This is a genomic window from Haloferula sp. (assembly GCF_049672945.1).
GTDB lineage: Bacteria > Verrucomicrobiota > Verrucomicrobiia > Verrucomicrobiales > Akkermansiaceae > Haloferula.
Genome location: NZ_JBATWY010000243.1, coordinates 1 through 12,373, shown reverse-complemented (window position 1 = coordinate 12,373; position 12,373 = coordinate 1). Strand labels below are relative to the sequence as shown.

Genomic DNA, 12,373 nt, shown 5'->3' with positions numbered 1-12,373 from the left:
GATCGGCGTGCGGAACGTTTGCGGAAGTCGGAGATAACGGCTTGCGCGGAGCGCTTTGCTTTGCCACAAAGGTGCTTGGAAAACCCTGTCAGGAACGGTTCTTTTTGAGTCACGTCTGAAGCTACCGGAGGCAGGGTTTTTCGTGGAGCAAAATCTAACAGAAAATCAACGACGGACGGCCTTAATCACGTGCCATTCGGGACCGACCCCTTTCAGCGCCGCTGCGGACGCTGCCCAATCCACTCGACTTCAACCCCGCTACCCACTAAATCCTCAGATGTCCCGATTTTCTTTTTCGCGGATTGAAACAATCGCAGCTGATGGAATCCAAGAAGTATCAAACCGCCCCCTCACGAGGGACCGGAAATCACTACTAATTGCCAACCAGAACTTCTTAAATTCTGACAATCTGAAAAATTTGTATAATTCCCACGTTTATCGACGTAATCTCAATTGCATGGATAAATGTTTGCCCGCGATATCATATTCCCGACGTTCTTTTGGAAAGCTGACGGGAGGAGCTTTGTTAAGTCTTTTCGGTGCTCAGCAAGCGATGGCTAATCCCATTTCCGATGAGCTATTTCTCTCTGACTTCGGCGTCCGGGCAAACTATAGCGACTTCGCTATGCTCAAGAAATTTGGCTACTCCTACATCGAGGCAGGAACGGGGGATATCCTCCAGCCAAACATTCCTGAGGCGAAGATTGCCGAGATGCTAGAGCACGTGCGCGAGCAGGGGATCCGTATTCATGCCTGTAATGGATTTATCCCTCCAAAGCTCAAATCCACCGGCCCAAATGCCGATCACGAAGCAGTCCTCCAATACGCCGATATCGTCTTTCAGCGGGCAAAGCGATTCGGAGTTAAGGGCATCGTCTTCGGTAGCTCAGGATCACGAAAAATCCCAAAAGAATTCCCGCGTGAAGAAGCCGAGGTTCAGTTTGTTTCTCTCTTAAAAAAAATGGCCCCACTTGCTGCGGCACAAGAAGTAGAAATCTGGATCGAGCCACTAAATCGCGGAGAGGACAACTTCATCAATACTCAAATGCAAGGGGCCTCCATCATAGAAAAAGTAGGTCACCCCTCCCTTGGCCTTGTTTGTGACATCTATCACGTGGCCAAGAATGAGGAATCTCCCGAAGATATTAAAACCTGCATCAAGCATATCCGGCACTGTCACATTGCTGAAAAAGCTAGGCGCACTCCACCTGGCGTGGAAAATTTCGATTTCACCCCCTACCTCCGCGCGCTCAAAGAAAGCGGCTATCGCCAAACAATGTCTATGGAATGCCGCTGGAAAAACCTTGAAGCCCAAGCTCCAGAAGCACTCGCCTACCTCAAGAGCCAGATCAAAAGCCTCTAAGCATGAAGTGGAAAATCCTTTTTCTCACCACTGCCTTCGTAGTCTCCAGTCACGGGCAGAAGGAAGCATCTGACGGCAGCGGTGCAGATCCCATTACGTATAGCAATCGCCCTTTAGGCTCCCCTAAGCGACCTCTCTTGCTACGTACCTTTATGCCAGAGCCCGGCTTGGATACCACCGTTCTCTCACGCCATTCGGACGCAGCTAATTCTCCGAAATACAATCCCAACCAAGGCAAGGATATTCCCGGTCAATACACCCCCATCGGTGGTCTCCCCGCCGCCATAGGTGTAAACTACGGTAGTGAATTTTCCTACTGCTGGGACACGACGGAATGCCGCCTGCTCTACGCTTGGAAAGGAGGATTTCTCGACATGGAATCCTACTGGGGAGACCCGGAGCGGGGAACTCGGCTCTCCAATGCTTACGTCCCCCATCTGGTAGGGACGATGTTTTATCAGGCAAAGGGAAAACACCCCATCCAGCTCGCTGGTACCAGCCTTTCAGATTTATCAGAGCCACCGAAATTCCTCGGTCATCACAAGCAAGGCAACGATTTCGTCTTCGAACTCCAGGCTGGCGGTAACACCATTTCCTGCACAATTAGCAAAGGCGAAAAGGAATATCAACTCCAGGCCCGCTACACCTCCACCGGCCAAGCTGAGCTAAGCTACTCCACCGATCTCCCGGGCCATCAGGTAAAAACAATTTCCCCACGGGAAATCCTCATCACCATCCAGGGCGAGAAAATTCGCAAATATAACGGAAACCCGGCAAAGAGTCTCCTGACAGGCGGGATCAACCTCGCCTCCGGAGAAAAGATTTTTGAGGCCATGGCCTGCGGCTCCTGTCATTCGCTAGATGGCTCACTAAGCCACGGCCCCAGCCTACTGAACCTTCATGGGAAAAAGCGAGAGATCAATGGCTCGAAAACACCAGTGCTGGCAGACGACGCCTACATTTTAGAATCCATCAAAACTCCCAACGCAAAGATCGCCGCAGGATTTCCGGAAAACTACATGCCTCCCTACCAGCTCAAGGACGGCGAATACCAAGCTCTCCTAATCTACATCAAATCCATCAAGAAATAAGCACATGACAAAGCTTCTTTCCTCTACTTCCATCGCCGGTCTTATCTCCTCTGCTTTTTTCCTCTGCATGGGAATTTCCTCTGCTGTGGAAAGCTATCGAACCGAAACAATTCGCCTCCCAGAAGGCATACCACCAGAAATCGGCGGAATACAGTTCGACTCGGAAGGCACTCTTTACGTCGTCCTCCGCCGCAATGACATCCTCACAGCAAAACCCACCACCGACCCAACAAAATTCCCCTGGAAGCACTTCGCCTCCGGATTCCACAATGGTTGCGGCATCGAGGTAAAAGCCCCCGGGCACATCGTCATCAGCCAAATGCCCGAACTCACAGAAGTAAAAGACAGTGATAGAGATGGCGTAGCTGACTCCTACCGGACACTGACCGATGCATGGGGAGTGAGCGGAAATTATCACGAGACCAACGAAATCTGCCCAGATGGGCAAGGCGGCTACTACATCGCTGTAGGCACCGCCTCCTACAATGGCCCCACCTTTCACCACGTCCGGGGCGAATACTCCAAGATCGGCCGCCGCGGGCGAAACTACTCCAGCGTACAATGGAAAGGCTGGGTCATGCACTATTCCAAAGACGGGGAAGTCAGCCCATTTGCCAAAGGTTTCCGCATGCACAATGGCATCATGAGGGACTCAAGGGGAAACATCTGGGCCACCGACAATCAGGGAGACTGGCGCGCCACCACACCACTTTATCACGTGCAGAAAGATCATTTCTACGGCCACCCTTCGAGTCTCGTCTGGGACCCGAAATGGCCTAAAGGCAAGGATCCACTGAAAATGCCATTAAAAGAAATTAACGAAATGCGCACCCGCCCCGCGGTACTTATTCCATACCAGCAAATGAATCGCTCCGCCAGCGAGCCGATAGAAATCCCCGATGGCTTCGGTCCTTTCACCGGGCAAATCCTAATCCCTGACAACAATAGCCCACGTATCACCCGAATCATGCTCGATGAGGTGAATGGGAAATTTCAAGGCTCCTGCACGCATTTCATCAATGGCAAAGGCCTCCTTTCTGGCGGAAACCGCGCCACATTTACCGCAGATGGGAAAACACTCTACACCGGCCACACCATCCGCGGCTGGGGAAAACTGGGCGAAGGTCTACAGCGCACCACCTGGCAAGGAATCACCCCCTTCGATGTAAAAGCAATCACCCTACAGAAAGACGGGTTCGACCTCCGCTTCACCTTACCACCTGCCAATGTTAACCAAGCGAAATATGAGCTAAGCTCCTTCCGCTATGAATCCACGTGGCAATATGGCGGCCCCATGCTTGATAAAAGAAAGGAAAAAGTTTCCGCCGAAAAAATCGATGAAAACTCCATTTTTCTAAAAGCTGAGAGCCTACAGCCACTTCGCGTCTATCAAATCACCATCAAGGGCCTCAAGTCAGCTAACGGAAAACCGCTGGCAAACCGAGACTTCTACTACACGCTCAATTCCCTGAAAAACTAACGGCGGAACGATCGGAACCGTTTCCGAGACTAAGCCAGTATTCCCATAGCTCTTCATCCCAAAAAAAGCGCAACTTCCCCTAATTATACGTTTCGCGGATACTTAGCAAAAAGTTATAAATCCGTTTTCTTGCCAAACAGCAAGGATATCTGTACTTCCCACACGCACATAGACAACCCATGACAGCAACGAATCAAATTAGCGAAACCGATAAAAGCCTGATCTTCTGGGCTAGCTTTCTTTCCCTTCTTGCCGCTGGAGTCGGCTTTGCCTTCCGCGTGATGGTTCTAGGTGATTGGCAATCGGAATTCTCCCTAACTGGCCAAGAAGTAGGTAGGATTTTCGGAGCTTCCCCATTCGTGTAGCGCGTCGCGTTAATCGCGGGTGATTTGACCGTGATAATTTGTGGAGATGACTGGTGGTTTTGCGGGGTCGGAGGGGATGTTTTCGATTTGGGCGCGGGAGATAGGGGCAAAAGAACGGGCTCTGCGGGTGGCCCGGAGGGCCAGGACAGCGGAGCCCGGTCTTTTTCAGGGGTTGGTGCTTTTGGCGTTGGCGGCGGGGACTTGGCTCAGGGCGCTGTGGACGTGGTCTGGATGGATGGTGGTGGCGGCTCTGCGGGCGGCGGCAAGCCAGGCGGCTTGCGCAAGGAGGTTGAGGGTGCGGGGATTGCCTTGGCTGGCTTCGGCCAGCAGATCAATGGCGGCGGGTTCGAAGATGTCGCGTTCGAGACCGGCACGACTGACTTGCCAGTTGAGGTAGGGGGCGATGTCCTCCCGGATCAGTGGGGCGAGTACGGCGGTTGCGCTGATGCGGGTGAAGAGGGCGCGCTGGACGGAGAGGCGCAGGCTGCCAAGGAGGTATTCGTCGCCCGCCAGGATGAGGGCGAAGGCACTGCGCTGACGACCTCCTGTTCCTAACAGCATGCGGATTTCCTCCAAGGCGGGGGCGGGGTAGTTTTGGGCGTCGTCGAGGATGAGGACGAGGGTGACCGGGTCGATGTCGGCGAGATGTTTTTCCAGCAGGATGAGGCTGGCGCTGCGTTTGAAACGGGGGCGCTCGCCGAGTTTGGCTAGAAGGATTTCCAATACGCCGCTCGCGGAGAGCGAGGACTGGGTGATGAGCAGGGGCAGGTGGCGCTTGGGTTCGAGGGTGCGCATCCAGTTTTTAATGAGGGTGGATTTTCCGCTGCCGGAGGCTCCGGTGAGGAGCATGACGCCGCGCAGGGCGGCGGTGCTGTCGAGCAGGTCATGGGCCTCGCGGTGATGGGTTGCGGGGAAAATGGCGGGGGTTTTCTCATCGGGGCTGAAGGGTGCGTGGCGCAGGCCCCAGGCGCGGAGATGATCTTCGATGGGCGTGGTGGTGATGAGGGTGTCAGTTGGGGCGTTCATAGTTGTGACTGCGGTTGTAGGTTTGGCTGTTGAGGTGGAGGTCGGCTTTGGTGGCGAGGCCTTGGAAGGAGCCTTTGTGCCAGACTTCGATGCGATCCAAGAGATGCGGGTTGTAGCGCAGTTCGATCTTGAGGGCGCGTAGTGAGAGGTGGACTTCGTAGAGGGTTTTGCCGAGGGTGACGGTGCCGTCCTTGCGCACGACGCGCTCGCTGCGGGTGTAGAAGAGGGGGTCGATTTTATCGGGCTCTTCGATGTGGCGCAGGGGGTGGGCGCCGCTGGTGAAGCGTTGGTGGGGAGTCATGCCGGTGGAGCTGTGGGTGCGAAGGTGATAGAGGGTTTCGATCCAGCGGGAGAAGGCGGTGTTGAGTTCTGCCAGGCTGTGGACGCTTTGCTTTTCGAGACGCAGGGTGGCTTCGAAGTCTTGCTGGATGGTGCGAATGAGGCGCTCGACTTTGCCTTTGGACCAGGCGTGATAGGGCTTGGCGTGGAGCAGGCGGATGCCGAGGTTGGCGCAGACGATGCGGGTGTGGTGGCTGATGAAGGGTTTGCCTTGGTCGGTGTAGAGTTTGTGGGGCAGGCCGCGGCGCAGGACGGCTTGTCTGAGGCTTTGGAGGAAGGTGATGGTGTCGCCTGTGAGATAGTAGGCGGCGTGGGTGATGAGGCGGCTGTGGTCATCGAGAATGACGCAGAGCTGGGTGGTGATGGCTTTGCCTTCCGGGGTGCGCAGGGTGGGTCCGGTGGCGAAGTCGACCATCCAGAGATCGTTGGGCGCGGGGGCTTCGAAGGCTTTTTGCGGTCCGCTTTCGAGTCGTCCCGCACGCAGGGTGCGACGGTCGTAGCCGTGGATTTTGAGGAAGCGGTAAAGGGAGCTGATGGATGGGAGTTGGTGGCCGTGCTGTTGCCAGTGGCGGTGGAGGACTTGCAGCGGAGTGTTGGGGTTTTCCTGGATTTTCATGAGGAGCCATTCGCCGGTTTCCTTGTCGATGGAGCGGCTTTTTCCGGCGTCGGCGCGGGAGGATTTGCCGGTGAGTCCGGTGTAGCCGCTCTTGGCGTAGTCATACCACCAGGTTTCCAAAGTCCGGTATGAGTAGTAGTGGCCATCGGGCTCGGGCCATGGGCGCGAGGAAGCGCTCCGCAGGCACTCGGCGAGCGGAATGCCTTCTTGATGGAGGGCTTTGAGGTGGCAGATGACCTCGAAACGCAGCAGCGCGAGGGCGGATTTGGGGTCAGGGGCGTCGTTTGGCATGACGCGGTGAGCCTTCGGCGGTCCCGGGCGAAGTCCAAACCAACGGTTTTGTGGGGTGCCCAGCCAGAGATTGTCAAATCTCAGGCGGGAGCATCCTTACGCTCCCAACGCGGTTTCAAACTGCGGTAGCAGGCCAGCAGCGAGGTCTTGAACTCCGAGGCAAGATGCAGGAGGATTTCCCCGAGCCTGCCAATCATGCGCAGCGCTCGCCAAAAGCTACCGAGGTCATTGTAATCTAACACCGGCAGCATTTGGCCCAGGCATCCGCAGAGGAACGTCATGCGCCCGAGCAGCTTTTTCTCGGCCCGCTCAAGGCAACCGCGCTCCACTTCGGAGGCGGGCGGAGGCCTCGCGCCTCCGCCCGCCACTGGCCGGGCCAGCCCGTGGCGGGAGTCGAGGTGTGCCTCCAGGCTCCCGACTGGAAGGCTGCGGTAGGGGAGCATTCCCGCCGGGATGATGCTGACGTGCAGGTTGCAGCGCGGGCAGACGAAACAAGACACCGTTACGGTGTCTTCACCTGTGGGGTTGGCGTTGCGCTGATAGGTACGGTGCTTGTGAAGCTTCTGCTTGCCGGCACACCGGGCACAATTCTCCGGCGCGCAGGGGCGCGATTCTCCGGCGCGCAGGGGCGCGATTCTCCGGCCAAGGCTTCTGCGTGAATTTGCACGGGCGAGATTCAAAGCAAACCGCCACCACCGCCAAGCCGCAAGCATGGCACCAACAATCCGCCCCCCCCGGTCGCGCCGCCGCATGGCAGGCTGCCTCCGCTCCGGTCTTTTCGCCTCCGGCTCAAAGCCCTGCGCTCCGTCAGCCTGCCATGCGGATTCTCATCACATTCCGAACGAGTCCCGCTGCGATACCCCCCGAGATTAGCGCGAATTCGAACATACCCGATTTCCCGTGATTATTCCGGAGCGTTACAACATACGTTGATCCCTGCCCTCACCACAACACCGAAAAAGAAACTATTTCCGCTAGAATTGCTTCAAAAGTTTTCCCTCTCACTAGATAAGCGAATCGTTTGGCCACCTGGCGCAGTCCTAGAATGGGGAGTTTTCCTCGGTCAAAAAATCTAGTGACTGGATTTTGATCATTGTTGACTCGCTGTTTAAAAAACAAGGTTTTATGGGTGCTAATCTTTCGGGAATACTAGATAACTTACCTATTTCACAAGGCTGCGCTTTGCCCATGCTTCCCACATGGCGGCCATGGATTTGGCGCGGTCGGGGTGCTTGGCGCTGAGGTCTTGGGATTCGATGGGATCGGCTTTGAGATCGTAGAGTTTCCAGTTCTTATGATTACCGACGAGTTTCCAGTCTCCGCTGCGGATGGCGCGTTGGCCCTGATGCTCCCAGTAGAGGGCTTCGCGTTTGAGCGGATGATCGGTGAAGGAAGGGCGCAGGGAAATACCCTCGAGGGAAATAATTTCGTGGTCGTTATGCTCCGATGGATAGGTGGCTCCGGCGAGATCAATGGCGGTGGCCATGATGTCGATGACATGGCCGACTTGGTGGCGGATCTTTCCTTTTGCGGTGATGCCTTTCGGCCAGTGAACAATAAGTGGGGTGGCGATGCCTCCCTCCTGAGTCCATTTTTTGTATTGGCGGAATGGTGTGTTCGATGCATTCGCCCAGCCCTTTCCTCCAGATGCATAGGTATCTTTGCTACCGGGCATGACATCGGGCCGTGTGCCTCCTTGCGCGAATGTTCCGTGGCGCGTGTTCTCGCCATTGATAACCTCATCGCTGGAGCCATTATCAGATAGGAAAAAGATGACAGTATTATCAAACCGGCCACGTCGTTTGAGTGCCTCGATGACGCTACCAATGCCCTGATCCATGCTGTCGATCTGCGCCGCGTAAGTGGCCATGCGACGCGCCTCCCATTCTTTATGCGGAGCGTCTTTCCATGCACGGACTTTCGGATCACGTGGGCTGAGAGGTGTATCCGGCGCGAGGATACCGATTTCTTTCATACGGGCGTGGCGGGTTTCGCGTATGCTATCCCAACCGACGTCATACACGCCTTCATATTTAGCAATATCTTCTGGCAATGCGTGTAAAGGCCAGTGCGGGGCGACGTGTGCGATGTAGAGAAAAAGGGGTTTTTCTTTGGGTGCTTGATCGATGAATGTTGCGGCCCCGTCGCTGATGGCATGCGTGTAATAAAAATGCTCATCAACTTGAATGAACTCGTTACCACGCATCAGGCTCTTGGGATTATAGTAATTTCCACCACCGGCGAGAGTTCCAAAAAACTGATCAAAACCGCGCTGCAACGGCCAACTCGCGCGGTGGAGATCTGGTTTATCCGAATAATCATAGGGCGTCACATGCCACTTGCCAGCCATCGCAGTGTGATAGCCTTTATCGCGCAGCACTTCTGCTATCGTCACAGAGTTTTCTGAAAGGTGGCCTAGGTATCCTGGGCGCTCGCTCCGCGTGACCCAACCGCCGAGTCCCGCTTGGTGGTGATAGAGTCCGGTGAGAAGTGAGGAGCGGGTGGGAACACAGCGCATGGAGTTATAAAATTGGATAAATCGCAAACCTTCTTTTGCCAGTGTATCGAGATTTGGTGTTTTGATTTCAGAGCCCATACAACCTAGATCAGAATAGCCCATGTCGTCGGCTAAAATGACGACAATATCTGGCTTGCTCTCATCTGCAGCAAAAGAACTAACATTAGTAAAAATGAACCAAGATAGAACTAAGGAAAGTCTCTTAGTGAAATGAATGGAAGAAATGTAGCGAGTCATTATGTTGTAGATCTAAGGTTATGGCGAATATGGATAAAGTTGCAAATTTTTAGGGACATCTGAGAATTTAGTGGGTAGCGGGCTGAAGCCCATTCGCGTCAGCTTAAGGCGTAATGCATTGGTTAACAGTGATTTAAAGTGAAGTTAATTCAGAAAAAGAGTTGACAAGGTGAGCGAGCCGGCAAGCTCGGTATGTCTTGGAAGACCTCACTCACCGACCGCTCAAAGCCGATTCTGCCTGATCTCGATCTCATCGCAACTCAAACCGGGATGGTTGTTAGAAAGTCGAAGCGATTCACGCCCGCCGCTTTTCTACTCACTCTCATGAGTTCCGTAGTCACCGGCAAGGCCTCACTCAATCAACTCGTCATCAGCCTCAAGGATCGCGTCAACAAGTCCATGGCCCGTCAATCCCTCCACCAACGCTTCAGCATTGCTTCGACCTCATTCATGATGAGCGTCCTCCTCGATCTGACGCACCAGCGTTTCAAAACCTCCGCCGTATTGCTTAAGAAAAGTGTCATCCGCCGGGTGATCATTGAGGACGCTTCTGGACAAGTCATGCCCAAGGGCAACGCTGAAGTATTTCCCGCCCACGGCAACCATCACGGGGCTACTGCCGGAGTGAAAATCAATCTCGCTTATGACCTCCTTTCTAACGAAGTCATCTCCCATTCGCTTCATCTCGCCACCGAGCAAGACAAGACCATCGGCAAGGACCTTATCACCGAAATCGGCAAAGGCGACCTTGTGTTACGGGACATGGGTTACTTCGCTTTGTCGGAATTGACTGCTATAGAAGCGTGTCAAAGGGGTCGGTCCCGTTTTTCGTCAAAGGGGTCGGTCCCGTTTTTCGAGCATTCACCCTTCACGATCCGGTCGATGATCCACCCGCCTAACACCCGCACCTCGATCTCAACTCCACCAAACCCGACGCCAAGAAGCGCGGTTCCATGAAAGGGCTTGGGTTCGAAATTCAAGGGTTCGCCAGCGGGGAAACCGGCACAAGGGTGCAAAACTTGACAGAATTAAGATTGATCCCCAGCACCCCACAGGTCGACCTGAGATCCTAGTCTTATCTTGACACCATCGCACCACTGCACCAAATTTCCTTTGTGAGACTTTCCGTCAATCTCGAAGAAGAGAACTACCGCCTCGCCAAGTCTTTGGCGCGGGAGGAAGACATTTCGATCAGTAAAGCCATCAACCGCCTCCTCAAGCGGCAGCTTCCCTCTTCCCAAGACTCCGCTCCGAAGAAAACCACCCGCTCGGGTTTCACTCGTGTCCCAGGCAAGCAGACTGTCACATCAACCGACGTTGCTGACTTCCTTTCTGAGAACCCATGACCCTTCTTCTCGACGCCAACGTTCTTCTCGCTCTCGTTCTCGACACACACGTCCACCACCAGCGGGCTGATCTCTGGTTCTCGAAAGCAAAGTCATCCTTCGCCACTTGCCCTGTCACTCAAGGAGCCCTCCTCCGTCTCCATATGCAATTCGCCAGCGACCCATCTTCGGCTGCCGCTTGGCAAACTCTCGAAAGCATCCTTTCCCATCCCAAGCATCAGTTCTGGGACGACAACTTCGGCTATCAAGAACTTTCGCCACGCCCAATCCAAGGGCATCGCCAAATCACCGACGCCTGGCTCATCGAGCTGAGCAGACGTAAGAAGGGCCGACTTGCCACCTTTGACAAAGGTCTCATCGCCAACCATCCCAAGAACACCCTGCCGATCCCCTAGCGCTTCATGTCAAAGGGATCGGAAAACAAAGGTTCGTCATCTCGAAACCCGACGCCATGGCCCGCGCGATCGGCGTCGCTCCCCGTGCCATCAATGAAATCGTCCACGGCAAGCGCTCCATCACCCCCACCATGTCGATCCGCTTCGGTGCCTTCTTCGTCCAATCCGACGACTTCTGGCACGGCCTCCAGGTCAAATGCGACTTCCGCGCCCTCGCCAAGGACCGCAAGAAGCTGACATCGTCAGTCAAACCCGCCAAGGAACTCAGCCCAGCTAACTGAACCCTCGTTTTTCGGGACCGACCCTTTTCATTTTTGAGCGTCGGGGTTTCGCACGAAAGCTCGCTCTTCGCAAGCAAAGCATCCGAGCCCAAGCGCCTGAAGCCCGAGGAAATCAACCTCCCTCCCTATCTTCCCGACCTCCCGGAAATCCGCAAGGACTACGCCCGCTATCACGATCGCATCACAGCAATGGATACTGATGTCGGAAAAATCCTCGACCAACTCGAAAAAGCGGGCTTGGCCGAAGACACCATCGTCATCTATTCCTCGGACCATGGCGGAGTCCTCCCACGCGGAAAACGCTATCTCGAACAAACAGGCGTCAAGGTGCCGATAGTCATCCGTGTTCCGGAAAAATTCAGACACCTCACGCCTTTTAGCCCCGGTGAACGCGTCACCGAACCGATCTCCTTTGTCGATTTTTCACCCACCCTGCTTTCACTTGCTGGTGCGGAAATCCCCAAGCAGATGCAAGGTCGTGCACTGCTAGGAAAGGCCCGAGTCGAACCCGACGACGACGAAATGGAATTCCTCTACGCAGACCGTTTCGATGAATACTACGGCTTCCGTCGAGGCCTGACCGATGGGCGGTGGAAGTATACGAGAAACTTCAACCCGCACCTCCCACTCGCCCCATACTCATCCTACCAGTTCGGCCAACCCGGTTGGGTCGCATACAAGAAGGCCTTTGACGAAGGGAGCCTCAAACCGGAGCACGCCGCCTTATGGCAGACGCCGGAGGTTTCCGAGCAACTCTTCGATCTCTCGGCCGATCCATGGGAAGTTAATAACCTGGCCACCGATCCCGCTCATGCGGAAAAACTCACAGCAATGCGCAGCCGGCTGATGCAGACCATGAAGGACGTCACCGACACCGGTCTGGTTCCCGAGCCACTCTTCGACACCGTGGGCAAGGGTGGTGCCATCGCCGACTACGTTCAGAGTGAAAAATTCGATATCGATGCCATCCTGGAACTCGCCTTCGCCGCCTCTTCCATGGATGCAGGCAACATCCCCCGCCTGAC

General features: G+C 54.9%; 12 protein-coding genes. 8 read left to right on the top strand and 4 right to left on the bottom strand.

Annotated elements, in window-relative coordinates; all coding sequences use genetic code 11:
• Positions 1 to 277: 277 nt before the first annotated feature.
• The 3 genes from WBG04_RS21330 to WBG04_RS21320 all read left to right on the top strand — a co-directional run bounded on the left by WBG04_RS21330 (position 278) and on the right by WBG04_RS21320 (position 3,934).
• The gene (locus WBG04_RS21330; RefSeq protein ID WP_424316785.1) at positions 278 to 1,363 is read left to right on the top strand and encodes a sugar phosphate isomerase/epimerase family protein; all 1,086 of its coding nucleotides are present in this window, start codon (positions 278 to 280) and stop codon (positions 1,361 to 1,363) included.
• A 137-nt stretch (positions 1,364 to 1,500) separates the two neighbouring features.
• Positions 1,501 to 2,454, top strand: coding sequence for a c-type cytochrome (locus tag WBG04_RS21325; RefSeq protein WP_424316783.1), 954 nt, complete (start codon positions 1,501 to 1,503; stop codon positions 2,452 to 2,454).
• Positions 2,455 to 2,458: 4 nt separating this feature from the next.
• The gene (locus tag WBG04_RS21320) at positions 2,459 to 3,934 is read left to right on the top strand and encodes a hypothetical protein (protein ID WP_424316781.1); all 1,476 of its coding nucleotides are present in this window, start codon (positions 2,459 to 2,461) and stop codon (positions 3,932 to 3,934) included.
• 530 nt (positions 3,935 to 4,464) lie between these two features.
• On the opposite strand, the gene WBG04_RS21315 is transcribed toward WBG04_RS21320, so the two are convergent.
• The 4 genes from WBG04_RS21315 to WBG04_RS21300 all read right to left on the bottom strand — a co-directional run bounded on the left by WBG04_RS21315 (position 4,465) and on the right by WBG04_RS21300 (position 9,326).
• The gene (locus tag WBG04_RS21315) at positions 4,465 to 5,325 is read right to left on the bottom strand and encodes an ExeA family protein (RefSeq protein WP_424316779.1); all 861 of its coding nucleotides are present in this window, start codon (positions 5,323 to 5,325) and stop codon (positions 4,465 to 4,467) included.
• Positions 5,309 to 6,571, bottom strand: coding sequence for a DDE-type integrase/transposase/recombinase (locus WBG04_RS21310; RefSeq protein ID WP_424316777.1), 1,263 nt, complete (start codon positions 6,569 to 6,571; stop codon positions 5,309 to 5,311). Before WBG04_RS21310 ends, WBG04_RS21315 begins: the two co-directional genes overlap by 17 nt.
• A gap of 80 nt (positions 6,572 to 6,651) precedes the next feature.
• Positions 6,652 to 7,323 carry a hypothetical protein gene (locus tag WBG04_RS21305; RefSeq protein WP_424316775.1) on the bottom strand — a complete coding sequence of 224 codons (672 nt, stop codon included), beginning with the start codon at positions 7,321 to 7,323 and terminating at the stop codon, positions 6,652 to 6,654.
• Positions 7,324 to 7,733: 410 nt separating this feature from the next.
• Positions 7,734 to 9,326: an arylsulfatase gene (locus tag WBG04_RS21300; protein ID WP_424316773.1), complete on the bottom strand. Its 1,593-nt coding sequence runs from the start codon at positions 9,324 to 9,326 to the stop codon at positions 7,734 to 7,736.
• Between the two features lie 192 nt (positions 9,327 to 9,518).
• Between WBG04_RS21300 and WBG04_RS21295 the strand changes: the two genes are divergently transcribed.
• The 5 genes from WBG04_RS21295 to WBG04_RS21275 form a co-directional block, all read left to right on the top strand.
• Complete coding sequence (locus WBG04_RS21295; RefSeq protein WP_424316771.1) at positions 9,519 to 10,283, top strand: transposase; 765 nt, start codon at positions 9,519 to 9,521, stop codon at positions 10,281 to 10,283.
• Positions 10,284 to 10,441: 158 nt separating this feature from the next.
• A complete protein-coding gene (locus WBG04_RS21290) occupies positions 10,442 to 10,672 on the top strand; it encodes a hypothetical protein (protein WP_424316769.1) in 231 nt (76 codons plus the stop codon).
• A complete protein-coding gene (locus WBG04_RS21285; RefSeq protein ID WP_424316767.1) occupies positions 10,669 to 11,067 on the top strand; it encodes a TA system VapC family ribonuclease toxin in 399 nt (132 codons plus the stop codon). The genes WBG04_RS21290 and WBG04_RS21285 overlap by 4 nt, the downstream gene beginning before the upstream one ends.
• Positions 11,068 to 11,123: 56 nt before the next feature.
• Positions 11,124 to 11,348 carry a HigA family addiction module antitoxin gene (locus WBG04_RS21280; RefSeq protein ID WP_424316765.1) on the top strand — a complete coding sequence of 75 codons (225 nt, stop codon included), beginning with the start codon at positions 11,124 to 11,126 and terminating at the stop codon, positions 11,346 to 11,348.
• Positions 11,349 to 11,381: 33 nt separating this feature from the next.
• Positions 11,382 to 12,373: sulfatase-like hydrolase/transferase (locus WBG04_RS21275; RefSeq protein ID WP_424316763.1), on the top strand; the 992-nt coding region annotated here is incomplete at its 3' end.

Coding starts and splice junctions, on each gene's coding strand:
- WBG04_RS21330 (WP_424316785.1), top strand. CDS start 278: ATGTCCCGATTTTCTTTTTCGCGGATTGAAACAATCGCAGCTGATGGA.
- WBG04_RS21320 (WP_424316781.1), top strand. CDS start 2,459: ATGACAAAGCTTCTTTCCTCTACTTCCATCGCCGGTCTTATCTCCTCT.
- WBG04_RS21315 (WP_424316779.1), bottom strand. CDS start 5,325: ATGAACGCCCCAACTGACACCCTCATCACCACCACGCCCATCGAAGAT.
- WBG04_RS21310 (WP_424316777.1), bottom strand. CDS start 6,571: ATGCCAAACGACGCCCCTGACCCCAAATCCGCCCTCGCGCTGCTGCGT.
- WBG04_RS21305 (WP_424316775.1), bottom strand. CDS start 7,323: ATGCGGCGGCGCGACCGGGGGGGGCGGATTGTTGGTGCCATGCTTGCG.
- WBG04_RS21300 (WP_424316773.1), bottom strand. CDS start 9,326: ATGACTCGCTACATTTCTTCCATTCATTTCACTAAGAGACTTTCCTTA.
- WBG04_RS21295 (WP_424316771.1), top strand. CDS start 9,519: ATGTCTTGGAAGACCTCACTCACCGACCGCTCAAAGCCGATTCTGCCT.
- WBG04_RS21285 (WP_424316767.1), top strand. CDS start 10,669: ATGACCCTTCTTCTCGACGCCAACGTTCTTCTCGCTCTCGTTCTCGAC.
- WBG04_RS21280 (WP_424316765.1), top strand. CDS start 11,124: ATGGCCCGCGCGATCGGCGTCGCTCCCCGTGCCATCAATGAAATCGTC.